Raw genomic sequence first — 24,631 nt, 5'->3', positions numbered from 1 at the left:
TGACTGCCATGATTTGCGAGTGGCCGTCACGATCAGGGATGTAGCTCGCCAGGCTCAGGTCTCCGTCTCGACCGTCTCGCGCGCGTTGAGCGCGCCGGGGCTCGTCAAGGAGGCCACCCGGCGACGGGTTCTGGACGTGGTCGCGGGGCTCGGCTACCAGCCGAACCGCGCGGCCCGCAGCCTGATCACCGGCCGCACCGGGAACCTCGGCATCGTGGTGCCCGACCTGACCAACCCGTTCTTCCCGTCGATCCTGCGCGGGGTGCAGACGAGGGCGGGCGAGGCGGGCACCTCGGTGTTCTTCTGCGACAGCAGGGAAGACCCGCAGACCGAGGCGGAACTGGTGCGCACGATGGCGTCCCAGGTGGACGGCGTGGTGCTGTGCGCGTCACTGCTGTCCGACGAGCAGGTCGTCGAACTCGCCGAACTGACGCCGCTGGTGCTGATCAACCGCCTCGTGCCGGGCGTCTCGTCCGTGCTGATGGACAGCGCCTCCGGCATGGAACAGGTCGTCACGCACGTGGAATCCCTGGGACACCAGGACTACGTGTACCTGGGCGGCCCGTCCGCCGCCTGGTCGAACAACCGCCGCATGCAGGGCCTGCGCGGCCGTGCCCGCGTGCTCGGCTCGTTCGAACCCAACTTCAACGGCGGCTACGCGGCAGCCGAACAAGCGCTCCGCACCGACGCGACCGCGTTCATCTGCTACAACGACCTCATGGCCCTGGGCGTCCTCGCCCACCTGGCCGAGCACGACGTGCGCGTGCCGGAACAGATCAGCGTGACCGGCTTCGACGACATCCTCTACGCGACGATGTGCTCGCCCGCGCTGACGACCGTGCACATGCCGACCGAGTCCGCCGGCGAGGTGGCCGTGGACCTCCTGGCCACCCTTCTCGACGGTGGCCCGGCAGAGCACCGCGAACTCCCGACCACACTCGTGGTCCGCGCGAGCACGACCAATCCGTGAAACATTCCTGACCAACGGCCTTAACCTGCTCCAGCCGCGAGGGAGTCGCTTCGGGTGACTCCCTCGAGCGGCCGGTCGAGCAACTTCGGGCGAGGCTCTCTAGTCGTAACCCCGAACGTGCCCGTCCTCGTCGGCGAGAATTTCGTAGCCATCCATGTCTAGCTCCTCACGTTGGTGTCCGACATCACAAACCATAGAACGTCAACCGCATCCTGTGGAGTGAATTTGCACCGCAACCGGGGTACCGACCGCTAACCCAAGGGGGTCATAGGGGGTATCGCCACCGCGTTACACCACCCGTGATCCCCATCACACCCCAAGGCTACTCACGACTACGCAGCGCCTATCAAGACAGCAGATTCGACCCGGGGTATTGCCCACGATGCCCCGTTTGGGGGACAAAACGAGTCATGCGTTGGATGCTCACCGTGATCACCGTGGCCCTCACCCTGAGTTTCACCACCCCTACCGCCCACGCCGTGGACCCCTTCACGAAGACGGTAGAACTCATCAACGCCCACCGCGCAAAGCACGGCGTGCCACCCCTCTCACTCGATTCCGAAGTGTCAAGAACGGCGCAAGAATGGGCGGACCACCTCCAGTCCACAAATCGCTTCGAACACCGCCCGGACAACGTCTACGGCGAGAACCTGTACGAGGCGGGACGCAACAGGGCAATCGATACAGTGATCGGTAAAGCCCTGGAGGACTGGTACGGCGAATCCCGCCGCTACGACTACGACAAAGAGATGACGCCTTCCACCGTCGACCTCTCCGTGCTCCACTTCACGGCGTTGATCTGGAAGTCGTCGGACCGCGTGGGCGTGGGCATCTCACAGGGCCGCAACGGCACCTACCTGGTGGTCAACTTCGCCGAGCGGGGCAACACCCTCAACCGCTTCAAGGCGAACGTCCTCCCACCCACGAGCTAGCGCCAAGGAGCCGGCAGCCGTCCACAACAGGGGAACGCACGCGGACGCAGCACCTGCTCACAGGGGTCCGACGGTCACCGCAGCCCAGCGGTCTCCGTGACAGCCCTCAACGCCGCCACCACAGCCGAGAACGGCGGCAAGGCAGGCCCAGCCCCGCCCCCAGGCACGGCTCCCAGCCACCGAACCCCACCCCCGTCGATCCGCGACGGCGGCAACGGCACCAACGTCCCCAACCGATGCGTCAGAGCGCCCCGAGCCCGCAACCGGATCAGGTTCACCTGCGAAGCCGAGTCCGCCGACCCGGTCAACACCAGCCACCGCCCGGAAGGCAGCACCACCACGGGCCCGGCCAGCATCCGCACGGCCAGGTAGTGCTGCACCTCCCCGCCCACCCCCGCGGGCATCTCCACCGCGGACACGACGTGGTCGGTGGTCAGCAGCAGCCGGTTCTCCGAGCGCAGCACCAGCCACCCCCACCCCGAGTAACGCTCCAGCGCGCCGGAGAACGTGTCGAGTTGTGGCAACACGTCCGAAGACAGCGCTCCGGACGGCAGTGCTCCTTCAGGCGAGTTCATCGGTCTCACCCTTCTTCGGCTTCGGTGTAACCCCGATCACACGATTTGACTCTCCGCCGCCATGAACTCACTATCGGGCCGCCATCGGCACACTCGAACGGGGCTGGAGAGCGTGACTCACCTGCGGGAACGGCATGTGACCATGATCGCGTTGGGCGGCGTGATCGGAGCTGGTCTGTTCGTCGGGACAGGGGCCGGCATCGCGTTGGCGGGACCTGCCGTGCTCATCTCGTTCGGACTCGCCGGAATTCTGGCCCTGCTCGTGATGCGCATGCTCGGGGAAATGGCGGCCGAGCATCCGAGCGGTGGCGCGTTCTCGGTGCACGCGGAAAAGGCGATCGGACCGTGGGCCGGGTTCACCGTCGGGTGGACGTACTGGGCGGCGGTCGGGGTGGTGCTCGCGGTCGAGGCGACCGGCGCCGCGAAGATCGCGTCCGGATGGGTGCCCGCGGTCCCCCAGTGGGCGTGGGTGCTGCTGTTCATGGCGGTGCTGACGGCGGTGAACCTGAGCAACGTCCGCAGCTTCGGCGAGTTCGAGTTCTGGTTCGCGGGGCTCAAGGTCGCGGCGATCGTGCTCTTCCTCGGGCTCGGCGCGCTCGCCATCGCAGGCCTCCTCCCCACCACGGAATCGCCCGGGTTCCAGAACCTCCGGGACTTCCTGCCCAACGGCTGGGGTGGCGTGATCGCCGCGTTCATGGCCACGGTGTTCGCGTTCGGCGGGCTGGAGGTCATCACGATCGCCGCCGCGGACGCCGAGGACCCCAGGCACGCCATCAAGAAGGCGCTCAGGACGGCCATGACCCGGCTGCTCGTCTTCTACCTCGGCTCGATGGCCGTGGTCGTGACGTTGTTGCCGTGGAACGACTCCGAGGTCGGCGCCAGCCCGTACGTCGCGGTGCTGAACCGGCTCGGGATCCCGGCGGCCGGGCAGATCATGAACGTCGTCATCTTCGTCGCGCTGCTGAGCGCCATCAACGCCACCCTGTACGGGGCCGCGCGCATGCTGAGTTCGCTCGCGGAACGGGAAGAAGCACCGAAGGCACTCCTGAAGAAGGTCAACGGGGTGCCGCGCAACGCCGTGCTGGCGTCCACGGCGTTCGGCTTCTTCTCGGTGCTGCTCAACTACCTGTGGCCCGACACGGTGTTCCTGTTGCTGCTCAACGCCGTCGGCTCGGCGCTGCTGGTCGTGTGGGGGTTCGTCGCGGTCTCCCAGATCCGCCTGCGCCGCACCATGCAGGACCCGGCGGTCCCCATGTGGGGTTATCCGTACCTCTCCTACACGGCCCTCGCGGTGATCGTCGGCATCATCGCGCTCATGCTGGCCGACGAGCAGGCCCGCGGGCAGATCCTGTCCACGGGCGTGCTCGTCGCGGGCGTAGCGGCAGTGGCCGTAGGCAGGTCAGCCTTGCGCCGGCGAAGTCTCCGCGATCGAACCTGACGCCGTCACCCGCGCGAACCTTCAGGTGCAGCAACGACATCGCCGCGCGACTGGCGCGAATGGACGTTCAGGCGGCATTCACGGCGGACCGGCATGGCCGTGCGGAGTCCGCTGGCCACGCCGGTCGCCTGGTGATGCCGATCAGCCGGTGACGTTCTTCAACCGGTAGGGCTTGTACTTCTTGTCCTTCAGCCCGTAGGTGAGCACGCGGTGGTCCGTGCCGTGGCTACCGCGCTGCTCGTAGGCCCAGTACGACTGGTTGGGCTTCTCCCACTTCTCGAAGATCACGACGTGCCGGAAGTCGTTGCCGGGTTCGTCGACCGGATCGATGAACAGATCACCCGGCTTCATGTCCGCGATCTTGATGGACGTCGTGTACTTGCTGGTCGCGAGAGCAACGGTGTTCGGACCGCCCTTGGGATTTCCGTTCCCCAGGTTCGCGGCCATCGAAACATAACCCGAACAATCCTGCCGGTACCCGTCTTTCCAGTACTTCGACATGCTGTACGGAACCTGCTTGCCGTTGTTCGCGGTCAGCCAGACAGCCGCCCGCTTCAGCATTTCACCCCTGCTGATCTGCGCTTCTGCGGTCGCGGACGCGGCGGGAGCACCGACCAGCGCGAACGCCAGGAACGCAGCAATGACACCTGAAATGAATTTCACAATTCCCCCTGCTTCGAGAAGAGCGAATCTCGCCGCTCCACCGGAGCACGGCCCGAGAAGCCACGTCAAGGATCGTTCCGGAAACCGCCGGACATCCCCGACTTTAGTGGTAACTCGTCCGAGTAACAGACCAAACGATCGAGCGAACTAGGCCGAACGACTCTGCGGCGCCAGCAGTTCGTTGATGGAATCGAGCGAGATCCCCAGGGCCCCGGCCAACGCGGCGATGGTGAAGAACGAGGGCGTAGGAGCCCGCCCGGTCTCGATCTTGCGCACGGTCTCCGCCGACAACCCGGCCCGAGCCGCGATCTCGACCATGCTCTCCTCGCCGCGAGCATCGCGCAGCAACTGACCGAGCCGCCTACCGCGCTCCCGTTCGAGCGACGTCAGGGGGATGCGCACCATGCCTGCGGATTCTACGCGACTCAAGCCCCTCGCGTGGCGTGAGAAAGTCCGTTGCACGCCCACCCGACCCAGGCATAGGTTCGCAGTACACAAGAGAGGAGGTGGTCCGAAGTTGTATAGCTACAGGACTCGTGAGGTGGCTGTCCGCTAGGACCGCCTTTGGTGACGCCTAGTCGTAATCCAAGGCAGCCACCCGACCCCCGGACTTCGAGCGCTGGTCCCGCTCGGCCTGCTCGCGCAGGAGTCGTCCGGGGGTTGTCCCGTTTCAGGGCACCTCACGCCACTCGGACAAGATGAGCACGAGCACGGCGAGCACAGGCTAGAACGAGCGCGGACAAGACGAACGCGGCAAGACGAGCGTGGACAAGGCAGGCTCGCGCAGGCGTCCCCTCGCCACCAGGACCCCCCGCGCTCCAACGTACTCAGACGGTCTGACAGTCCCGCCAGGCGAGCTACGCGAGCATTGGGCTGCCAAGAACTCGGTGGCCAAGGCTTCGTGGCCAAGAGCTGTGGTCATGAGTCCGGTGGCAGAGAGATCGGTGGCCAAGCGATCGGTGGCCGAGCGAATCGGTGGCCGAGACTTGGGTGGCCAAGAGATCGGTGGCCGAGAGCAGGCAACCAATGGCTTGAGGACGACGATGCCGCAGGCGAGCCCACCGAGCGCAAGCATCGCGACGGCGCAGCCGAGCCCCCCAAGACCCGACGCAAGGCCGAAGGCGAGCCGTCCCTACCTCGCGGCTCCGAGCAAGCGGTAGTGGTGACGTACCAACGAAACCCAGCCACGCACCCGAAGAGATCGGGGCTTGGCTTTGGGTGCGAGGCCCTACACTCGCAGCTCGGCCGGGGCGCACTTCACCCCCGGCTTTCAAGGCCGACGAGGGCCTCGCAAGGGCCCCGAAGTCAAGCCCCGATCTCTGTCGTCGCGAAGCGGCGATGCCTGAACCACTCTCGTCAAGGTCTGCACGACCACCGCATCGGCGACGGAACCCGCACACACAACCCCGCTGGAAGCCCAGCCGACACGCAAAACCGCCCGGCCCACCCCCAACGGGAGTAGAACCGGGCGGCTGCACAGTCCTGGCCGACGTCAGTCGGCCAACGTCACTTGCCGGACTTGAAGGCGTCCTTGACCTTCTCGCCGGCCTGCTTGAGAGCCCCCTTGGCACGCTCAGCCCGCCCCTCGGCCTGCCACTGCTCGTTCCCGGTGGCGTCGCCGACGGCTTCCTTCGCGCGGCCCTTGAGCTCTTCCGCCTTGTTCTCGAACTTCTCATCGGCACCCATGCAACTCGGTTACCCGGCGAGCACCGTCTCAAACCCTTGATAAGGTGATCACTCGCGGTTGAGAACCCAGCCGCAAGCCGATGTGACGGCTTGCTCTGGGTGTGCCCGCCTTTCGCAATGCAGCTCCAGAGCCCGTCGTCTCACCGGCATGCCGCTGTGACCACGACGACGCGAAAGGAGCCGGCGGTGTCGTCCGCGAGAATCACCGCCCTCGAGGCCGAGGTGGCGGGGCTGCGCAAAGCTCTGGTGTCCCGGACAGTCATCGGGCAGGCCACTGGCCTGATCGCCGCACGCAAACCCTGCACACCCCAGCAGGCGTTCCAGCTGCTGGTGCACATATCGCAGCACCACAACATCAAGCTGCACGTCGCCGCGGACCGGCTGGTCACGGCGTTCGTGCACGCGCACCTGGGGCGGCCGGTGGAGCTGACCGACCAGATGTTGTGGGATCACGTCGACGCGACGATCGCGAACGACTCCGGGGAAAGCGACGACGGGTTGGCCGAGGAGGTCAGCAGCACGTCTCCCTGAGGCAGCGGGACGGGGGTCGTGCCGAGGTTCACCACCACGCGGGTCGTCTCGCGGTGCAGCACCAGGCACTCCCCGTCCTGTTCCACCACGAACCTGTCCAACCGCGGGTCGGCGAGCTCCGGACGGGAGCGCCGCAACGAGATCAGGGCCCGGTACACATCCAGGACGCGCGCGTGATCGCCCTCACCCGCCTCGGACCAGCGCAGCCGCGAATTCTCAACCGTCTGCGGTGACATCGGGTCCGGCACGTCGGACTCGCCCCAGCCGTGCCGGGCGAACTCGCGGCGCCTGCCCGTGCGGACGGCCTCCGCCAGGTGCGGGTCCGGGAACGACGCGAAGAACTGCCACGGCGTCGACGCCGCCCACTCCTCCCCCATGAAGATCATGGGCGTGTACGGCGAGGTGAGGACGATCGCGGCGCCGCAGAGCAACTTGCCGACCGACACGGTCGCGGGCAGGCGGTCGCCGGTCGCGCGGTTGCCGATCTGGTCGTGGTTCTGCGTGTACGCGAGGAACCGGTGGCCGGGGATCAGCGCGGTGTCGACCGGCTTGCCGTGGTGCTTCTCCCGGAACGACGACCAGGTGCCGGCGTGGAAGAACACCTTCTCCAGCGTGTTCCGCAACGCTCCGGGGGCTGCGAAGTCCGCGTAGTAGCCGAAGGTTTCACCCGTCAGCGCGACGTGCAGGCAGTGGTGCAGGTCGTCCGACCACTGCGCGTGCAGGCCGTAGCCGCCGCCTTCGCGGGCCGTCACGAGCTTCGCGTCGTTCAGATCCGACTCGGCGATCAGGGTGAGCGGGCGGCCGACGGACGCCGAGAGCGCGTCCACCTCGATCGACAGCTCCTCGAGGACGTGCCTCGCCCTGCTGTCGGCGAGCGCGTGCACGGCGTCCAGGCGCAGCCCGTCCACGTGGAAGTCGCGCAGCCACTGCAGGGCGTTGTCGATCACGTACCGGCGGACCTCGTCCGAGCCGGGGCCGTCGAGGTTGAGGCCGGGGCCCCAGTCGTTGCGGCCCGCGAAGTACGGCCCGAACCTGTCGAGGTACGCGCCGGACGGCCCGAGATGGTTGTAGACCACGTCGAGCAGCACGGCCAGGCCGCGGGCGTGGCAGGCGTCGACGAACCGCTTGAAGCCGTCCGGGCCCCCGTAGGGCTCGTGGACCGCGCCCCACAGCACCCCGTCGTAACCCCAGCCCTCGACGCCGTCGAAGCTGTTGACCGGCATGACCTCGACGAACGTGATGCCGAGAGCCACCAGGTGGTCGAGCTTGCCGATGGCCGCGTCGAACGTGCCCTCCGGCGTGAACGTGCCGATGTGCAACTCGTAGATCACGCCACCGGGCAACGCCCTGCCGGTCCAGCCCGCGTCACCCCAGGCGTAGTCGTGGCGGTACACCCGGGACGCCTCGTGCACCCCGTTCGGCTGCCACAGCGACCTCGGGTCCGGGTAGGCCTCGCCCTCGATGACGAACGCGTAGTCGGTGCCCTCGGCGTCCGAGTGCCACCAGTCGCCGTCGCTTTTCATCTCGTGGTCGACGCCGTCGACCCGCACGTGCACCGACTCGGGCGTCGGCGCCCAGACGGAGAAGCTCACTGATCCCCCTGCACCAGCAGCGCTACCGGATAGGTGTCGAGCAACGTCGCCAGGTCCTCGGCCGCCGGACGCCCGGTGAGCACGTCCGTCCACTTCGCACCCGGCAACGGCAGAACCGTGTCCTGCCAGCCCTTCTGCTCCAGCCCGACCGGCAGCCGGGTCGCGACCGTGATCACGCCGGAGCGTTCGAACGCGAGCACGTGCTCCGCGGCCGGGCCCTCGGCGTGCAACGCCCGGTACCCGTGCAGGCCGCGTTTGCGCACCTGCAAGGCCTTGTGCACCACCAGTAGCTTCGCCGCGCCCGAGTCGTCGACCTCGGGCAGCCAGCCGGACTCGATGCGCGCCAGCAACTCCCGGCGCACCTCGTAGTCGACGGGCCTGCGGTTGTCCGGGTCGACCAGCGAGTAGTCCCAGAGCTCGGTGCCCTGGTAGACGTCCGGGACGCCGGGGGCGGTGAGCTGCACCAGCTTCTGCCCCAGCGAGTTCACCCAGCCGGGTGCCTTCAGCCGTTCGGCGAAGGCGGCGACCTCGGGCTCGTTCAACGCCTTCGCGGGCCACGCGGCCACCTCGGCGTCGAACTCCGCGTCGCGGTCGACCCACGACGTCTTGATCTTGGCCTCGCGGGACGCCTTCTCCAGGTACTGGCCGAGGCGCTGTTCGGTGAGCGGCCACGCGCCGACGACCGACTGCCACGCCAGGCGGTTCAGCGTCGGCTCGGAGATGCCGTACTTGCCCGTCATCGCCGCCTCGAACGCCAGGTAGGCGTCCGGGATCTCGGCGAGCACGGCCAAGCGGGCGCGCACGTCCTCCGAACGCTTGGTGTCGTGCGTCGACAATGCCGTCATGGCGCGTGGTTCGGCTGCCTCACGCCGGGCGGCCCGCTCGTGGAACTCGGCCGTGGACAGGCCGAAGCGGTCCGGCGAGCCACCGACCTCGTTCAACGCCACGAAGTTCGTGTAGCGGTAGAACGCGGTGTCCTCGGTGCCCTTCGCGACGACCATGCCCGAGGTCTGCTGGATCCTCGTCGCGAGCTCGCCGTGCGGGTCGGCGCGCACCTGTTCGTCCAGCGCGCGCACGGCCGGGGACTTCGACAGCCTGACCGCGGTCTCCCAGTACTTGAGCCCCTCCGGCAGGTACGACCGGTACACCGGGAAGTTGACCATCACCTCGGCGACGGCCTGGCAGGCGTCCTCGAACTCGACGCCCTGCACCAGCCGGGCGATCCGGCGCACCTCGGCCACCAGGATCGAGTCCGCGACCTGCTGCCGCGACGCGTGCTCGACCTCGTGGAAGTTGCCGGCGAACGCGTCCGTCAACGGGATGAACACGCCGCAGACCTCGCGCAACGCGTCGTAGCCCGTCGTGCCGTCGACCGGCCAGCTCTGCGGCAGCGTCTCGTCCGGCCCGAGGATCTTCTCCACGACCAGCCAGCCGTCGAAGTGCTCGCGCAGCCGCCGGAAGTAGCCGCCGGGGTCGGCGAGCCCGTCCGGGTGGTCGATCCGCAACCCGGTGACGCCCCACGACAGCACCGCGCGGTGCGTCGCCTCGAACACCTCCGGGTCCTCGACCCGGATCGCCGCCAGTTCGGTGATGTCGAAGAACCGGCGGTAGTTCAGCTCGCTGTTGCCACGCCGCCAGTCGGCCTTCAGGTAGTGCTCGTGGACCTCGTCCGCGGATCCCTCGCCGAGCACCGGCAGCAGGACCTTGCCCGACGACCAGTCGATGTCGAAGTACTTCGCGTACTTCGACTCCTGACCGTGCTCGAGCACGTCCTCCCACCACGGGTTCGGCACGACCATGTGGTTCGGCACGATGTCGACGACCAGGCCGAGGCCGAGCGCGATCAGCCGCTCCTGCAACGCGACGCGGGCGGCGTCGCCGCCCAGCTCGGGCCGGGCGTGCGTCGGGTCGGTGACGTCGTAGCCGTGCGTCGAGCCCTCCCGCGCGTCGAGCATCGGCGACGCGTACAGCGCGCCGACGCCCAGGCGGGCCAGGTAGTCGGCGACGGCTGCGGCGTCGGCGAACGTGAACGACGGGGTGAACTGGACGCGGTACGTCGAGGACGGCGCGCCCATCAGCCCACCCGCTGCAGCACGACGAGCGACCGCGCGGTCAGCGTCAGCTGCCCGTGCGCCGCGATGGGCTTCTCGCCGTTGCCGACCAGACCCGTGGTCGTGTCCACGACGACCCTCCACTCAGGACCGTACTCGGGCTCGGGCAGCGTCACCTGGATGTCCTCGTAGTGCGCGTTGAACGCCATGAGGAACGAGTCGTCGGTGACCCGCATGCCGCGCGAGTCGAGGTCCGGGATGCCCTCGCCGTTGAGGAAGACGACGATGCACTTGCCGAAGTCGTCCTCCCAGTTCTGCTCGGTCATCTCCTCGCCCGCCGGGGTGAACCACGCGATGTCGCGCAGCTCGTCGCCCTTGCGGATCGGCCTGCCCGCGAAGAACCGGCGGCGCCGGAACACCGGGTGCGCCTTGCGGAACGAGGTGAGCGCCGAGGTGAACTCCATCAGCTCGGCGTTGGCCTCCAGCAGCGACCAGTCGACCCAGGAGACCTCGTTGTCCTGGCAGTACGCGTTGTTGTTGCCGTTCTGCGTGCGCCCGAACTCGTCGCCGTTCACGATCATCGGCACGCCCTGCGCCAGCACCATCGTGGCCATCAGGTTGCGCCGCTGCCGCCGCCGGAGCGCGAGGACCTCCTCGTCGTCCGTCGGCCCCTCGACGCCGCAGTTCCAGGACCGGTTGTGGCTCTCGCCGTCCTGGTTGTCCTCGCCGTTGGCCTCGTTGTGCTTCTCGTTGTACGACACCAGGTCGTTGAGCGTGAAGCCGTCGTGCGCCGTCACGAAGTTGATCGACGCGTACGGCCGGCGGCCGTCGTCCTGGTAGAGGTCGCTGCTGCCGGTGATGCGCGAGGCGAACTCGCCCATCGTGGCGGGCTCACCGCGCCAGAAGTCGCGGACCGTGTCGCGGAACTTGCCGTTCCACTCCGTCCACAGCGGCGGGAAGTTGCCGACCTGGTAGCCACCGGGACCGACGTCCCACGGCTCCGCGATCAGCTTCACCTGCGACACCACCGGGTCCTGCTGCACGACCTCGAAGAACGTCGCCAGCCGGTCGACGTCGTAGAACTCGCGCGCGAGCGTGGCCGCGAGGTCGAACCGGAACCCGTCGACGTGCATCTCGGTGACCCAGTACCGCAGCGAGTCCATGATGAGCTGCAACGTGTGCGGCGACCGCACGTTCAGCGAGTTGCCGGTGCCCGTGTAGTCCGTGTAGTACTGCGGGTCCTCGTCCTCGAGCCGGTAGTACGACTCGTTGTCGATACCGCGCATCGACAGCGTGGGCCCGAGGTGGTTGCCCTCCGCCGTGTGGTTGTAGACGACGTCGAGGATGACCTCGATGCCCGCCTGGTGCAGGGCCCTGACCATGCCCTTGAACTCCTGCACCTGGTTCAGCGGCAGCGCCGCGTAGCCGTCGTGCGGGGCGAAGAACCCGATCGTGTTGTAGCCCCAGTAGTTGCTGAGCCTGCGCTCGGCCAGCGTGTGGTCGCTGATGAACTGGTGCACCGGCATCAGCTCGACGGCCGTGACGCCCAGCTTGATCAGGTGGTCGATCATCACCGGGTGCGCGAGACCCGCGTAGGTGCCGCGCAGCCGCGGCGGGATCTCCGGGTGGTCGATCGTGAGGCCGCGCACGTGCGCCTCGTAGATGACGCTCTCGTTGTACGGCGTCCTGGGGAGCCTGTCGTTCGTCCAGTCGAAGAACGGGTTCACCACCACGGACTTCGGCACGTGGGGCGCCGAGTCGTCGTCGTTGCGCTCCTCGGGCGACCCGAACTTGTACCCGTACAGCGACTCGTCCCACGACAGGCCGTTCGAGATGGCCTTGGCGTACGGGTCGATCAGCAGCTTGTTGGGGTTGCACCGCAGGCCCCGCGCCGGGTCGTGCGGGCCGTGCACCCGGTACCCGTAGCGCTGGCCCGGGCCGATGCCCAGCAGGTAGCCGTGGTGGACGAAGCCGTCCACCTCCGGCAGCCGCACGCGGGTCTCCGTGCCGTCCTCGTCGAAGAGGCAGAGCTCGACGAACTCGGCGACCTCGGAGAACAGGGCGAAGTTGGTGCCCACGCCGTCGTATCCGGCGCCAAGCGGGTAGGGCCTACCAGGCCAGGGTCGCACGATGCTCCTCGTCACAAGCGGCGGGCTGCGAAAGACCTTGTCCGTGCCGGAACATCGTGGCATGACGGTGTTGCGGCAGGCGGTCTGATCTGTGAGGTCCTCTTCTGGGCAGGACGTCCGGGGGGCGCGGGTCGGTCACGACCACAGAACTACCCAGCCGGAGCGACTTGTACGCCGGTCGGCGAAGGCCGGATTCGACACGGACGACGGCGACGGCGCGGGGCCGTGCGGCACGCGGCTTCGCGGAGCGCGGGCAGGGCCCGCGCCTGGTCCGGTGCGCGTCTGAGGGGCTGGTGGACGATCACACTCCGAACCCTACGAGCGAGCACCGACAATTCCGGGCCGCTGGCGGCAGGTTCTCACGGGAGTGCGCGAGGCTTGACTCGATCGTGTGACCGTCACCGACCGGTGACCACGGGACGTGGTCACACTCCTTCGTGCGCCAGGACGAGCTGTCCACGTGCGGCCGTGAGCAGCGTGCGTGCTTCCTGGATCTCCGCGTACTTCAGGTGTTCACAAGCGGCCTCCGCACACGCCAGCGCGTGCTGCAGGGCGACGTTGTCCTCCACGGGACCGGCGTCCCGCAGCGCGTCACGCAGAGATTCCTCCGCGCGCTGGGCCCCGGCCACCGGGTCGCCGAGCGCGGTCGGCCGCACCGAGGCCAGGACCTGCTCGACGGCCAGTTCCAGCACGCCGGTCGGATTCCGCGTGCTCACGGCTGAGCTCATCGGGTACGCCACCTCCAAAAGTCTTTCCGCCGTCGGGTGACGGCCTAACACTACTCCGCGGGTCTATGACCTGCCGTTACGCAAAAGTTTCATCTTTCGCGGTTGCGCAGGGGACGCGTGATCTCCCGGACCCGTGGGAAAAATTCATCCAACACGACCGGCAGGGGAATTCTCCAGTTCGGGTGCTCGTCGATCGTGCCCGGGACGTTCGGCTGCCGGGTTTCCCGCAGAGCGTCCTGAGGTGAAGTCAGGACCAACGCGCAGGGTGCCTGCGCGAGCAGTTCGTGGGCGCCCTCGACCCGGTCGGCGGTCCGCACGCCCTCCTGGCGCATCAGCTCGTCGAAGTCGGGCCCGTCCGGACCCGCGAAGAACGTCGCCGCGGTCGGCAGGTCGTGGGTGGAGATGCTCGCCATCTGGTTGGGATTCCACTGTGACGGCGGGATCAGCGGGTGACCCTCGGCGTAGTAGTCGCGCTGGAAGTAGAGGACGGCGCTGGTGAGCATGCCGTTCTCCTGCAACGTCTTCGTGACGACGGGCTCGACGGTGCCGAGGTCCTCGCCCACCACGACGGCGCCCGCCCGGTACGCCTCCAGCGCCAGCACGCCGAGCATGGCGTCGGAGTCGTAGTAGACGTACGTGCCGCGCGACGGCGGCTCGCCCGGCGGGATCCACCACAGCCGCCACAGGCCGGCGACGTGGTCGATGCGGATGCCGTCCGCGTGCTGCAGCACGCTGCGCAGCACCTGCCGGAACGGCCGGTAGCCGGTCTCGGCGAGCTTGTCGGGCCGCCACGGCGGCAGCCCCCACCCCTGGCCGTCCGCACTGAACGCGTCCGGCGGCGCGCCGACCGTCACGTCGATGGCGAACGCCTCGGGGTCCGCGAACGTGTCCGCGCCGCCGGGAGCCACCCCCACCGGGAGGTCGTGGATGACCCCGATGGCCATGCCGGCCTCGTGCGCGGCCAGCCGGACGTCCTGCAGCTGCCGGGTGCACAGGTGCTGGAGCCAGGCGTAGAACGCGACGCGGTCCCCTGGCGCCTCGCCGCGGTCCTCCGGCCACTGGCGCCAGTCCGCACCGTGCAGCTCGGCGAACGCGCAGTAGGTGGCGAACTTCTCGAGCTCGGCGTCCATCTCGACGTCGCCGCCGGGGAAGAGCAGCTCCAACGCCTGCCGCTTGGCCTCCCAGACCGCGTCGTAGTCGATCAGGTCCTGGTTCTCCGGCCGCAGGTCGCGGATGAGCTGCCGGGTGCGCGGGCAGGCCTGGAGGAACTCGGCCGTGTCCGTGACGCGCAGGTACAGCGGGTTCGCGAAGCGGCGGGTCGTCGGCGAGTACGGCGAGCGTTCGACGGGGTGCGTCGGCGCGGGCGCCTGCACGGGGTTGACCAGCACGACGCCGGCGTCGAGTTCCAGCGAGGACCGGCGGGCGATCGTGGCGAGGTCGGCGAAGTCGCCCATCCCCCACGAGTCGTTCGACCGGGCCGCGTAGAGCTGGAGCATCCAGCCCCAGGTGTGCGGGACGTCCGGCAGCGTGCGCGGCGCGACGGCGAGCGTGACGGTCTGCTCCCCGGTGACGACGCGGTGCCAGCCGAGCGGGACCGAGTCGGGCAGGTGCCGTTCGACGGTGAACGACTCGCCGTTCTCCAGCTCGACCGTCGCCGGCCCGCGCAGGTCGTACGTCTCGTACTCGCGGATCACGATGGTGGGGGGCAGCGTTCGTTCGGCGCGCCGTTGCTCGACGAGGGCCAGTTCGCGCGCGATCGCGTCCTCAGTGGACGCGTCGACGCCGAACTGCGCCAACACCTTGACGACGACCTCGGTGTCGACGGTGACCTCTTGCTGGTCCGCGTTCTCGTACCGAGTGGCGACGCCCCAAGCGTCCGCCAGCCGCGCCAACTGCTCCACAACTACAAGCTATGTCACACCCCGGTCCGCATTACCAGAGCAAATGGACCCTGGTCACCCGAAGGGTGCAGGCCGGTCGAGACGCCTACACAGAGATGCATTTCATTAGACATCCGATGGATCGCCTGGAATGGCCGCGACGGCCTCCACCTCGACCAGGAAATCGGGCCCGAACAACGCGGCCACCTGAACCAGCGTGCTGGCCGGGTTGCGCACTTCTCCGAGCGCGGGCCGCAGGATTTCGTCACGGACGTCGCGAATGGTCTGCACCTCGGACGCGTCGAGCACGAACCAGGTGAACTTGACGACATCCGACCAGTCGGCGCCCAAACCTCGCAGGACGTGATGAAGATTGCTCAGCGCCTGCCTGGTCTGCGCGGCCAGGTCGTCCACGCCGACCACGCAGCCCGCCGCGTCGACGGCGACCTGACCGGAGATGAACGCGAGCTTGCCGGTGACCGTGACGGCGTGCGCGTAGCCGGGCGTCGTGGGGAGGTCGGGCAGTTCGGTGAGGCGCTCTGCGGCGGGCATGACGGCCACACTACTTCGGGCAGGTGGAACGCATCGTGCCGCGAAGGGCCACTGAGCTACGCACCTCGGCAGATCGCTCAAGGGCGACACGACCCGTACCCGTCCACGGCACTTGGAGAGCACCTTCGCACCGTGCCGGCAGCGAACCCACGTCGGCGAACTGGTCGCGCTGCCCGACGGCGACGAGCCCGGCCGGCTGCGGTTCGTCAGCTCGCGGGCCCGCTCGAGTTCCTGACCACCAGCCGCAGCGGGTGCTCGGCCGGTTCGACCTCGCCGCCCCTGATCACCGTGAACAGGTCGGCGACCGCCCGTTCCCCCTGTTCCTTCGCGGCGCCCTCGACGGCGGTCAGCCCGACCACGCGGGTGAGCTCCTGCCCGTCCAGCGACACGATCGACACCTCCTCCGGCACCGCGCGCCCGTCCCGCTGCATGCGCAGGAAGATCCCCACGGCCGCGGCGCCGTTCGAGCTGATCACCGCGGTCGGCAGCCGTTCGCCGTCGAGCAGCACGTCGACCACCTGCTCGCCGCCGTCCACCGTGGGCGAGCACCACACCGTCCACTCCGGACGGACGTCGAGGCCGGCCTCGGCCAGGATCTCGTCGTACGACTCGTCCACACCGTCCGAAAGCACCAGTGCCACGTCCCGATGGCCGAGCGTGCGCAGGTGCGTCACGGCGGTCCGCAACGCGTGCCGCAGGTCCGTGTCGTCCACGGTGATGTGCGGGACCTCCAACGTCTCCAGCGCCGTCTGCTCCCCTTCGGACAAGGACATCGACAGCAGCAGCACACCGTCCACCCGGCGTCCCAGAGGCAGTTCCTCGAAGAACTTCGCCCGTGCCGCGGCGTCACCGAGGACGTACAGCAGCACGTCGTACCCGGCCTGCCGCAGCGCGCCCTCCGCGCCCGCGAGCACGGGGCTGACCTCGGCCGTGAGCACCGCGATCGCGTACCGGCGGCCACCGGCCAAAGAGGAGGCGTCGCGCGCGATCGCGTACTTCATCCGGCGCGCGATCTCGCTCACGTGCTGCCGCGTCGCCTCGGACACGCCCGGTTCGCCACGCAGGGCGCGCGATACGGTCGCAGCGGACACCCCTGCGGCCTTGGCCACGTCGGACATGCTGGTCACGGCCCGAGCGTATTGGAGATCCATGAAGCCCGGCGACCTCGCCCCCGACTTCACCCTGCCCGACCAGGACGGCACCCCGCGCACGCTGTCCGCGTTGCTGGAGAACGGGCCCGTCGTGCTGTTCTTCTACCCCGCCGCGATGACGTCCGGCTGCACCGCGCAGAGCTGCCACTTCCGCGACCTCGCCCGGGAGTTCGCCGAGGCCGGGGCGCAGCGCGTCGGCATCTCGATGGACGACGTGGCGAAGCAGAAGCAGTTCGCGGACGTGAACGGCTTCGACTACCCGCTGCTCTCCGACGTCGACGGGGCGGTGGCCGACGGGTTCGGGGTGAAGCGGCGGTTCGGCATCACGCCGGTCAAGCGGCACACGTTCGTGATCGGCACGGACCGCGAGATCATCGAGGTGGTCAAGAGCGAGTTCTCGATGAACTCCCACGCGGACAAGGCCCTGGAAGCGCTCAGGAGTCGGTGATCGTCAGGACGCCGTAGGGCCCGGACGCCTTGCCGTCGCGGACGGCCACGCCTTCGATCGTGTACTTGCCGTACACCTCGGCCCCGTCCGCGCCGGCGACCACCGTGAGCGTCACGGGTTTCGCCTTCCCGGCGGCCACGCTGATCGTGGTCGTCCACGGCAGGGTCACGTTCATCTCGGTCTGCACGGAGGAACCGGCGGTCGCGGTGATGGTGAACGCCTTGCCGGTGCCGGTCACCTCGAACACGACGACCTGCCCGGCCGGCGCGGCGGGCGACGACACCGGGACGAGCGACACCTCCGTGACGTCCGGTTCGGCGAACTCCCGCGCCGACTCGAACGCCTGGCCGCCGTAGAGCGCCGCCAGGACGGCGACGAGCGCGACGACGAGGAACGCGATCCACGGACCCTTCCGAGACTTGCGGACCTCGTGCAACGGCGGCGCGAGCCCGTACTCCGGTGGCTGGTGCGACATGATGACCCCCTCGTCCAGGACGTCGATCATGCCCGGCCCGTCGTTACCGCAAGCCGGCCAGCACGAAGTCGGCGATCTCCCCGGCCAGTCGCGCCGGTGTCTTCTGGCCGTCCGGGCGGAACCACATCGGCAGCTGGTTCACGACTCCCAGCGCGATCCGCACGACCGTGTCCGCGGGCACCTGCGAGCTGAACTCGCCGTCGGCCTGGCCCTTCTCCACGACCGCGAGGAACGTCTCGTGGTAGCGGCGGCGTTCGGCGCGGAAGTCGGCCATCCGGTCCTCGCCGAGCCGGTGCAGCTCGCGGACGAACACCGCCGTCTCGTCGACCCGCTCGGCCGTCGAGACGACGAGGGACGCCAGGATCTCGCGGATCGTCTCGCCCGCGGGCAGGCCGAGGGCGATGATCCGGTCCATGTCGGCGGCCTGGGACGTGATCAGCAGCCGGTAGATCTCGAACAGCAGGTCGTCCTTGGCGCGGAAGTAGTGGTACAGCGCGCCTTTGGTGATGCCGGCGGCGTTGACGATCTCCTGCACCGAGGTCGCGTCGTAGCCCTGCGACGCGAACAGCCGCACGGCCGTGTCGATGATCTTCTGCTCGGTCGCGCCGGCCACGGTCACCTCTTCGGTGCCAGCGCGCGCACCTGCTCGACCTGGTCACCGCCGGTCGGGAGGAGCGCGATGATCGGGGTGTCGACGCCGTTCGCCTGGTACTCGGCCACGCGATCGCGGCACTGGTCGAGCGAGCCGTGCACGACCAGGGCGTCCACGACCTCGTCCGGGATGGCCTTCGAGGCGGCCTTGCGGTCGCCCGCCGCCCACGCCTCGTGCATCGGGCGCAGCACGTCGCCGCGGCCGAGCCAGTCGTGGAACGCCGCGTAGGCGGGCACGGTCAGGTAGGTGCTGATCAGCATGCGGCCCAGGGCCCTCGCGGCGTCGGCGTCCTCGGTCGGGCAGACGAAGATCCGGGCGGCGAGTTCGGCGTCGCCCAGCTCCGAACGCACCCGGGTGACGTCGGAGGCGGCGAGCCAGTTCGTGATGGCGCCGTCGGCCTCGCGTCCGGCCAGGCGCAGCATGTTCGGGCGCAGCGCGGCGAGCATGATCGGCACCCGCTCGGCGGGCGGGCGCTCGAGCTTGAAGCCCTTCACGGAGAACGTGTCGTAGTCGGCGCTGACCTTCTCCCCCGCCAGCGCGGCCTTGAGGAACCGGAGGGTGTCGCGGGTGCGCTTGAACGGCTCCTCGAACGGGATCGCGTTCCAGCGCTGCACGATCGCGGGCGAGGACGAGCCGATGCCCAGCACGAACCGCCCGCCGGTCACCTCGGCGAGCGTCGCGGCGGTCATCGCCAGGGTCGCCGGTCCACGGGTGTAGACGGGGGCGATCGCCGGGCCGAACCGCAGCTCGTCCGACCACTGCGCGGCCAGGGCGAGCGGCGTGAACGCGTCGGTGCCGGTCGTCTCGGCCGACCACACGTCCGTGTAGCCGAGCCCGGCGAGCTCGGACACCAGCGCGCGGTGCTCCAGCACCGGCACACCGATCAGCGGCAGCGTGATACCCCAACGAGCCATGAACGCCTCCAAGCTTGACTTGGAGTGCACCCTACCGACCGGTCGGTATGCTCACAACCTCACTTCTTGCGGGCCATGGTCAGGCCGTCCGCGATCGGCACCAGCACCGACTCGACGCGCGAGTCGGTGCGCACGAACCTGTTGAAGGCGTCGATCGCGGCGGCGTTGCCCTCCGGCTGCTCGTCGGCCGCCTCGCCGTAGTAGAGCGTGTTGTCGGCGAGCAGCAGTCCGCCCTGCCGCACGCGGGGCACGAGCAGGTCCCAGTAGTGCACGTACCCGACCTTGTCCGCGTCGATGAACACCAGGTCGATCACCGGTTCCTCGGGCAGCGCGGCCAGGGTCTGCGCGGCCGGGCCGATCCTCAGGTCGATCTTGTCCCGCACGCCCGCCGCCTGCCACGCCTCCTCGGCGATGACGGTCCACTCGGTCGAGAGGTCGCAGGTGACGACCTTGCCGGACGGGGGGAGCGCCTGCGCGAACGCCAGCGTGGAGTACCCGGTGTAGGTGCCGACCTCGACCACGGTCTGCGCGCCGGTCAGCTTGACCAGCAGGGACAGCAGCACCGCCTGCTCGTGCGGGATCTGCATCTCCGCCGAGTCGCCGAGCTCGGCGGTGCGGGCGATCAGCTTCTCCTGCACGGCGGTCGGCTGACCTGCCTGTTCACGCACGTAGCGGTAGATCTGCGGGGTCATGACCACGGTCTTGAAGTCGTTCACGCGCGGCCTTCTCTCATAGTCGGGTGGTGAACGTCCTGAGTGTCTCTCCGCACTCGGGGTTCAGCGGGTGTTCCACCAGGTCCTGGCCGATCGCGGACAGAATCGCGGCCCGATGCGCGCGGTAGCGGCTGTCGCACACGTTCTCGCGGCTGACCAGGAAGAACTCGTCGAACCTCGCGCGCTCGTCGTCGGTGGTCGACATGCGTGCCCGCCCCGCCTCCCGCAGCAGCGACGGGCCGCCAGGGACGAGTCTGCGCATTACCTCGATGTGCGCCATCTGGTTCGCCTTGCTCGCGGAGAAGAGCGGTTCGGCCGCCACGGGTCCCAGAGCGGCACGCGCCCGGCGCAACTTCCCGGGCAGTGGCTCGTAGTCACGCGCCCACTTCCCGCTGAACGCCGGGTCGAACGTCACCATCATCGGCCGGATGACGTCCTCGTACACCTCACGGGAACAACTGCCCGAATAGGCGAGCATCACCGAGTACGCGTCGTATCCAAGCGCAGCGAGGCGCACTGACCGCGAATCCGGCTCACGTATCAACCGATCGAGTGAATCCGAAAGAAACTTCCAGACGAGAAACGCTCCCTGGTGCCCCAGGAACCACCGGTGCACGGCCCGCTCGACCGGATCGCCCGGCGTGCTGATGGTGATGGGAGTGCGAAAACAGCCGCTCGTGCACGGGATCAGGTCGACGTCCGGCATCGGCAGCCGCAGGACGGGCAGGTCCACCCAGGCGTGACCCCAGGTGGAGACGCAGGCGGGTGCGCTCATCGTTGACCCTCCACTTCGGACACGAGCTGGTCCAGGACGTCCGCCACCCGGCCGAGCGTCACGTCGAGGGGCCGGTCCTGCACGATCGGCGGCACCTCGGCGGCGAGCGCGTCGAACACCGCGGCGAGCCTCGGTGCCTGCGGACGGCGCGCGCCGACGTGCACGGCCTGGCGCAGGCCGACGGCGAGCGCGGCGTGCAGGTAGCGCAGGAGCTTCGCCTGGTCGAGCGCGGTGAGGGCGGCCTGCGTGCCGAACGGGACGACGTCCTGGTTGTGCAGGTTGGTCGGGAGGCTCTGGGTCGACGCGGGCGCGGCGGCCCTGCGCATCGCCGCGACGGTGGCGGTGGTGCACAGCTGGACGCCCTGGATCGCGTGGTGCCGGCCGGGGGCGGGGCTCAGCATCGGCGGCAACCCGTTGGTGCGGTGGGGGTCCACCAGCAGGTCGAGCTGGCGTTCGGCCAGGTTGCCCAGCTGCACGAGGGCGACGTTGAGCTGGTCGGCGGCGAAGGCGCTGGGCTGGCCGAAGAAGTTGCCGCCGTGCACGACCTCGCCGGTCTCCGGGAAGAACAGCGGGTTGTCGCTCACGCCGTTGAGATCGCGGCGCACGACCTCGTCCGCGTGCCGCACGCTCGTGCCGGCCGCGCCGATCAGCTGAGGCGTGCACCGGATGCTGTAAGGCTCTTGCAGGGGACGGTTTCCCGACGGCGTGCTGCCGGCAAGCCATGACCTGATGGACGCACCCGTTTCAGCGACGTCCGGATGCCCGAACGCCGCCAGTAGTCCAACCGACGTGAACTCGGTGCCGCAGCCGAGCACGTCGGTCATCAAGGCGGACAACAGTTCCGCGGTGCGGCGCGCGCGAACCGACTGCGCCACAGCGAGTCCGAGAACGGCCGCCGTGACGGACACCCCGTTGACCAACGCGAGCGCGTCGCGGCCGTCGAGAACGATCTTCGGCAGGCCCGCTCGTGTGAGCGCTTCCCCGGCAGGCAGGAGCTGATCACCGAAGAACGCGTTCCCGTCACCGCGCAACGCATGGGCCACATAGGCCAGTGGTTGTAGATCACCGCTCGCACCGACTGACCCCAAACGTGGTACTGCTGGGGCGAATGCGGTGTCCAGCATGGCAGTCAGCGAGTCCATGACCTGCTCGGACACTCCGGATCGCCCTTGCCCCAAGGAGAACAGCCGCGCGAGCACGGCGGCACGGGCGACGGCGGGCGGCAGCAGTTCACCGTGACCGACGATGTGGTGCAGGATGGTGTTGTCGCTCTGCCCGGCACCGTCCGAACGGCCCTCGAACTCGACCATCGGGCCGAAACCCGTTGTGACACCGTAGATGGAGCGTCCGGACGTGCTCACTTCGAGCACGAACTCGCGACAGCGTGCGACCCGCTCGCGCACCTGTGCGGGAAGTTCGACGTGCAGCGGATCGCGGGCCAGTTCGAGGTGGGAGGGTTCGAGGTGTACCGCCAGAGTCAAGGCAGCAGAAGAAGTTCCGACAGGCACGACGCCTCCTGAAGGGTTATGGGGGGAGCCACTCGCGACGATCCCCGTTGACCGGTCGGAGAGGAAGAGCCTTATGTACGCAGTGGGTGAGGAAAAATCTCTCAACGGTGCGCGGGCGTGATCAAGCCACCGGAGAGGTGATCGAACTCTCCGCTCACGATTCGGGCCAAAAGATCGGCGGACTGCTCCACCGGGGTGAACCTGCCCGCGGCGCGCTGAGATCTCGCCCACGTCGAGATGCGTTGCTGGTGCGGGTCATCGGATTCCATGTCGGCGCCGCGGCGCATCAGGCCGATGTCGACCATCCCCGGGTCGTAGCTCAGCACGGCGATCGGGCGGTGCTTGAGTTCGACCGCGAGGTTTTCAGTCAGCTTGATCACGGCCGCCTTCGACACGGAGTACGCCGTGACGTAAGGCCATCGGTGCACACCGGCGTTGCTGATCACGTTGATGATCCGGCCGCTCGACATGGTGCGGATCGCGGCGTTGGCGGCGAACGCGGTGCCGCGCAGGTTCACCTCGAACGTGCGCCACCAGTCGGTCTCGTCGACCTCCCACGTCGGACCGACCGGGCCGCCGAGCGCGCCGTTGTTGACCAGGACGTCGATGTTTCCGAGGCTCTCGACGAGCTTCCCGGTCGCGTGCGGGTCGCCCAGGTCCGCGACGTGCGTCTCGACGTCCACTCCCCTGGCCCTGAAGTCCGCTCCGGCCCGGTCGAGCGCCTGCTCGTCGCGTCCGGTGATGACGAGCTGATGTCCTTGCGCGCCAAGGGCCTCGCAGAACGCCCTGCCCAGCTCCTTGGCTCCGCCCGTGACCAGAACCCTCACCGGTCGGAGTTCTTGAGCAGGCGACGGAGGATCTTGCCGGACACGGACCTCGGTATCTCTCGCACGAACTCAACCTGGCGGATCTTCTTGTAGGGCGCCACCTCCGCCGCCACGTAGATCATCAACTCGTCCGCCGTGACGTCGCCTTCCGTGACCACGAAGGCCTTCGGGATCTCGCCGTTAACCCGATCGGGCGCACCGATCACGGCTGCGTCCCGCACCTCGGGATGCCGGCGCAGCACGGCCTCCAGCTCCGCTGGTGCGACCTGGTAACCCTTGTACTTGATCATTTCCTTGATGCGGTCCACCACGTGGAACCGGCCGTTGTGGACTCGCACCAGGTCACCGGTGCGCAACCAGCCGTCCACGAACGCCTCGGCCGTCGCCCGCTCGTCGTTCAGGTAGCCGTCCATGACCTGCGGGCCGCGGATCAGCAACTCGCCTTCCTCGGCGTCCACATCCGTGCCGGGCGCGACGATCCGCGCCTCCGTACCGGGACAGAGCACGCCGACGCTCGCCGGGTCCGATTCCACGTCACCGTCGAATGTCTGGTGGGTACCACCGGCTTCGGTGAGTCCGTAGCCCTGCCGCAGCGGCGCTCCGAACTTGCGCTCGGCCCGTTCGCGGACGTCCTCGTCGAGCGGCGCGGCCCCGCACAGCACGAGCCTGAGGTGGAGTTCCGGTACCGGTTCGTCGTGCTCGGCGACGGCGGCCGCGAGCGGTGGCACCAGAAACGCCCGTGTGACGCGATGATCCGAGAGCCGTTGCAGGTACGTCCTCGTGTCGCTGCGGGGCATCGTGACGAGCTTGGCGCCGCCGAGCAGCCCGGAGTTGAGGATGATCGCGAAGCCGTAGACGTGGAAGAACGGCAGGTTCGCGGCGAGCACGTCGGTGGCGTCGATGCGCCAGCCGGGCCGGTGCTGCTCCAGGTTCGCGACGAGCGCCCGGTGGCTGAGCCTGACCGCTTTCGTCAGACCCGTTGTGCCACTGGAGAAAAGCACGACCGCCGTGGCGTCGGGGTTTCCCGGTGGGAGCGAATCGACGTCGCCCTCGGGCAGGTCGTCGAGGTCGAGCGTCAGCCTGACGCCCGCGAGTTCCTTGAGCCGCGCGACTTCCGGCGGCGTCAGCACCGGGTTGATGAGCGCGGCCGTCGCGCCCGCGGCCATGATCGCGTGCAGCCCGACGGCGAACCGCGGCCGGTTCGGACTGACGAGCGCGACCGTGTCGCCCGGCCTGATCCCTTGGCGGACAAGGCCTTTGGCTGTCCTGCGGACCTGGTGGGCGAGCTGGGCGTAGGTGAGCGACTCGCCCGTGACGGCGTCGACGAGGGCGAGTTCGTCGTTGTGCCGTGCGTGTTCCAGCACGTGCTCGGGGACAGTGCGGTCAGGAATTGCCACCGCCGGCAGGGGGCTGCGGTAGATCACTGGCGCGACTCCGGTCT

General features: G+C 68.7%; 24 protein-coding genes. 5 read left to right on the top strand and 19 right to left on the bottom strand.

The window, feature by feature from the left end; genetic code table 11:
- Positions 1 to 19: 19 nt before the first annotated feature.
- Both QSK25_RS00295 and QSK25_RS00290 read left to right on the top strand, forming a co-directional pair.
- Positions 20 to 970 carry a LacI family DNA-binding transcriptional regulator gene (locus tag QSK25_RS00295; protein ID WP_285630636.1) on the top strand — a complete coding sequence of 317 codons (951 nt, stop codon included), beginning with the start codon at positions 20 to 22 and terminating at the stop codon, positions 968 to 970.
- A gap of 419 nt (positions 971 to 1,389) precedes the next feature.
- Positions 1,390 to 1,902 carry a CAP family protein gene (locus QSK25_RS00290; RefSeq protein ID WP_285630628.1) on the top strand — a complete coding sequence of 171 codons (513 nt, stop codon included), beginning with the start codon at positions 1,390 to 1,392 and terminating at the stop codon, positions 1,900 to 1,902.
- 74 nt (positions 1,903 to 1,976) lie between these two features.
- Here QSK25_RS00290 and QSK25_RS00285 read toward each other — a convergent pair whose 3' ends face one another.
- Positions 1,977 to 2,477 (bottom strand): hypothetical protein, encoded by a 501-nt coding sequence (locus QSK25_RS00285; RefSeq protein WP_285630620.1) that lies wholly within the window; start codon positions 2,475 to 2,477, stop codon positions 1,977 to 1,979.
- Positions 2,478 to 2,589: 112 nt separating this feature from the next.
- Here QSK25_RS00285 and QSK25_RS00280 point away from each other — a divergent pair, with 112 nt between their 5' ends.
- Complete coding sequence (locus QSK25_RS00280) at positions 2,590 to 3,915, top strand: amino acid permease (protein ID WP_285630617.1); 1,326 nt, start codon at positions 2,590 to 2,592, stop codon at positions 3,913 to 3,915.
- 141 nt (positions 3,916 to 4,056) lie between these two features.
- On the opposite strand, the gene QSK25_RS00275 is transcribed toward QSK25_RS00280, so the two are convergent.
- From QSK25_RS00275 to QSK25_RS00265, 3 genes are all read right to left on the bottom strand, one after another.
- Positions 4,057 to 4,578, bottom strand: a complete 522-nt coding sequence (locus QSK25_RS00275; protein ID WP_285630614.1) for a hypothetical protein — start codon at positions 4,576 to 4,578, stop codon at positions 4,057 to 4,059.
- 147 nt (positions 4,579 to 4,725) lie between these two features.
- Positions 4,726 to 4,983 (bottom strand): helix-turn-helix domain-containing protein, encoded by a 258-nt coding sequence (locus QSK25_RS00270; protein ID WP_285630610.1) that lies wholly within the window; start codon positions 4,981 to 4,983, stop codon positions 4,726 to 4,728.
- Between the two features lie 1,101 nt (positions 4,984 to 6,084).
- Positions 6,085 to 6,264: a CsbD family protein gene (locus QSK25_RS00265; protein WP_285630607.1), complete on the bottom strand. Its 180-nt coding sequence runs from the start codon at positions 6,262 to 6,264 to the stop codon at positions 6,085 to 6,087.
- A gap of 186 nt (positions 6,265 to 6,450) precedes the next feature.
- On the opposite strand from QSK25_RS00265, the gene QSK25_RS00260 reads away from it, so the two are divergent.
- Positions 6,451 to 6,795 carry an ANTAR domain-containing protein gene (locus tag QSK25_RS00260; protein WP_285630604.1) on the top strand — a complete coding sequence of 115 codons (345 nt, stop codon included), beginning with the start codon at positions 6,451 to 6,453 and terminating at the stop codon, positions 6,793 to 6,795.
- On the opposite strand, the gene treZ is transcribed toward QSK25_RS00260, so the two are convergent.
- From treZ to QSK25_RS00225, 7 genes are all read right to left on the bottom strand, one after another.
- Complete coding sequence (gene treZ / locus QSK25_RS00255) at positions 6,714 to 8,387, bottom strand: malto-oligosyltrehalose trehalohydrolase (protein WP_285630601.1); 1,674 nt, start codon at positions 8,385 to 8,387, stop codon at positions 6,714 to 6,716. The genes QSK25_RS00260 and treZ overlap by 82 nt on opposite strands.
- Positions 8,384 to 10,462 (bottom strand): malto-oligosyltrehalose synthase, encoded by a 2,079-nt coding sequence (treY, locus tag QSK25_RS00250; protein WP_285630598.1) that lies wholly within the window; start codon positions 10,460 to 10,462, stop codon positions 8,384 to 8,386. Before treY ends, treZ begins: the two co-directional genes overlap by 4 nt.
- Entirely contained in the window at positions 10,462 to 12,567 is a 2,106-nt protein-coding gene (glgX, locus tag QSK25_RS00245; RefSeq protein ID WP_285630595.1) for a glycogen debranching protein GlgX, read from the bottom strand. The genes treY and glgX overlap by 1 nt, the downstream gene beginning before the upstream one ends.
- A gap of 425 nt (positions 12,568 to 12,992) precedes the next feature.
- Complete coding sequence (locus tag QSK25_RS00240; protein WP_285630592.1) at positions 12,993 to 13,295, bottom strand: hypothetical protein; 303 nt, start codon at positions 13,293 to 13,295, stop codon at positions 12,993 to 12,995.
- 89 nt (positions 13,296 to 13,384) lie between these two features.
- Positions 13,385 to 15,196, bottom strand: coding sequence for a 4-alpha-glucanotransferase (locus QSK25_RS00235; protein ID WP_285630590.1), 1,812 nt, complete (start codon positions 15,194 to 15,196; stop codon positions 13,385 to 13,387).
- Positions 15,197 to 15,301: 105 nt separating this feature from the next.
- Entirely contained in the window at positions 15,302 to 15,727 is a 426-nt protein-coding gene (locus QSK25_RS00230) for a RidA family protein (protein WP_285632904.1), read from the bottom strand.
- Between the two features lie 206 nt (positions 15,728 to 15,933).
- On the bottom strand, positions 15,934 to 16,845 hold the full coding sequence (locus QSK25_RS00225) for a LacI family DNA-binding transcriptional regulator (RefSeq protein WP_285632902.1): 912 nt from the start codon (positions 16,843 to 16,845) through the stop codon (positions 15,934 to 15,936).
- A 31-nt stretch (positions 16,846 to 16,876) separates the two neighbouring features.
- On the opposite strand from QSK25_RS00225, the gene QSK25_RS00220 reads away from it, so the two are divergent.
- Positions 16,877 to 17,326: a peroxiredoxin gene (locus QSK25_RS00220; protein WP_285630588.1), complete on the top strand. Its 450-nt coding sequence runs from the start codon at positions 16,877 to 16,879 to the stop codon at positions 17,324 to 17,326.
- Here QSK25_RS00220 and QSK25_RS00215 read toward each other — a convergent pair.
- The 8 genes from QSK25_RS00215 to QSK25_RS00180 form a co-directional block, all read right to left on the bottom strand.
- Positions 17,313 to 17,831: a hypothetical protein gene (locus QSK25_RS00215; protein ID WP_285630585.1), complete on the bottom strand. Its 519-nt coding sequence runs from the start codon at positions 17,829 to 17,831 to the stop codon at positions 17,313 to 17,315. The genes QSK25_RS00220 and QSK25_RS00215 overlap by 14 nt on opposite strands.
- A gap of 13 nt (positions 17,832 to 17,844) precedes the next feature.
- A complete protein-coding gene (locus tag QSK25_RS00210) occupies positions 17,845 to 18,414 on the bottom strand; it encodes a TetR/AcrR family transcriptional regulator (protein ID WP_285630582.1) in 570 nt (189 codons plus the stop codon).
- Positions 18,415 to 18,416: 2 nt separating this feature from the next.
- Entirely contained in the window at positions 18,417 to 19,367 is a 951-nt protein-coding gene (locus QSK25_RS00205) for an LLM class F420-dependent oxidoreductase (protein ID WP_285630579.1), read from the bottom strand.
- A 59-nt stretch (positions 19,368 to 19,426) separates the two neighbouring features.
- Positions 19,427 to 20,083 (bottom strand): O-methyltransferase, encoded by a 657-nt coding sequence (locus tag QSK25_RS00200; RefSeq protein ID WP_285630576.1) that lies wholly within the window; start codon positions 20,081 to 20,083, stop codon positions 19,427 to 19,429.
- A 13-nt stretch (positions 20,084 to 20,096) separates the two neighbouring features.
- Positions 20,097 to 20,855 carry a 3-methyl-L-tyrosine peroxygenase-related protein gene (locus QSK25_RS00195; RefSeq protein ID WP_285630573.1) on the bottom strand — a complete coding sequence of 253 codons (759 nt, stop codon included), beginning with the start codon at positions 20,853 to 20,855 and terminating at the stop codon, positions 20,097 to 20,099.
- On the bottom strand, positions 20,852 to 22,336 hold the full coding sequence (locus QSK25_RS00190) for an HAL/PAL/TAL family ammonia-lyase (protein WP_285630570.1): 1,485 nt from the start codon (positions 22,334 to 22,336) through the stop codon (positions 20,852 to 20,854). Before QSK25_RS00190 ends, QSK25_RS00195 begins: the two co-directional genes overlap by 4 nt.
- 128 nt (positions 22,337 to 22,464) lie before the next feature.
- Positions 22,465 to 23,190: an SDR family NAD(P)-dependent oxidoreductase gene (locus QSK25_RS00185; protein ID WP_285630567.1), complete on the bottom strand. Its 726-nt coding sequence runs from the start codon at positions 23,188 to 23,190 to the stop codon at positions 22,465 to 22,467.
- On the bottom strand, positions 23,187 to 24,587 hold the full coding sequence (locus tag QSK25_RS00180) for an AMP-binding protein (protein WP_285630564.1): 1,401 nt from the start codon (positions 24,585 to 24,587) through the stop codon (positions 23,187 to 23,189). Before QSK25_RS00180 ends, QSK25_RS00185 begins: the two co-directional genes overlap by 4 nt.
- Positions 24,588 to 24,631: the final 44 nt, after the last annotated feature.

This window comes from Lentzea sp. NBRC 102530 (genome assembly GCF_030269365.1).
Lineage (GTDB): Bacteria > Actinomycetota > Actinomycetes > Mycobacteriales > Pseudonocardiaceae > Lentzea.
This window is presented reverse-complemented; position numbering and strand designations above follow the sequence as displayed.

What these genes read in the sequence shown, in the direction of transcription:
- treY (WP_285630598.1), bottom strand. Translation starts at nt 10,462, where the DNA reads ATGGGCGCGCCGTCCTCGACGTACCGCGTCCAGTTCACCCCGTCGTTC.
- QSK25_RS00265 (WP_285630607.1), bottom strand. Translation starts at nt 6,264, where the DNA reads ATGGGTGCCGATGAGAAGTTCGAGAACAAGGCGGAAGAGCTCAAGGGC.
- QSK25_RS00205 (WP_285630579.1), bottom strand. Translation starts at nt 19,367, where the DNA reads ATGGCTCGTTGGGGTATCACGCTGCCGCTGATCGGTGTGCCGGTGCTG.
- QSK25_RS00285 (WP_285630620.1), bottom strand. Translation starts at nt 2,477, where the DNA reads ATGAACTCGCCTGAAGGAGCACTGCCGTCCGGAGCGCTGTCTTCGGAC.
- QSK25_RS00230 (WP_285632904.1), bottom strand. Translation starts at nt 15,727, where the DNA reads ATGCCCGCCGCAGAGCGCCTCACCGAACTGCCCGACCTCCCCACGACG.
- QSK25_RS00220 (WP_285630588.1), top strand. Translation starts at nt 16,877, where the DNA reads ATGAAGCCCGGCGACCTCGCCCCCGACTTCACCCTGCCCGACCAGGAC.
- QSK25_RS00290 (WP_285630628.1), top strand. Translation starts at nt 1,390, where the DNA reads ATGCTCACCGTGATCACCGTGGCCCTCACCCTGAGTTTCACCACCCCT.
- QSK25_RS00270 (WP_285630610.1), bottom strand. Translation starts at nt 4,983, where the DNA reads ATGGTGCGCATCCCCCTGACGTCGCTCGAACGGGAGCGCGGTAGGCGG.
- QSK25_RS00240 (WP_285630592.1), bottom strand. Translation starts at nt 13,295, where the DNA reads ATGAGCTCAGCCGTGAGCACGCGGAATCCGACCGGCGTGCTGGAACTG.
- QSK25_RS00215 (WP_285630585.1), bottom strand. Translation starts at nt 17,831, where the DNA reads ATGATCGACGTCCTGGACGAGGGGGTCATCATGTCGCACCAGCCACCG.
- QSK25_RS00195 (WP_285630573.1), bottom strand. Translation starts at nt 20,855, where the DNA reads ATGAGCGCACCCGCCTGCGTCTCCACCTGGGGTCACGCCTGGGTGGAC.
- QSK25_RS00225 (WP_285632902.1), bottom strand. Translation starts at nt 16,845, where the DNA reads ATGTCCGACGTGGCCAAGGCCGCAGGGGTGTCCGCTGCGACCGTATCG.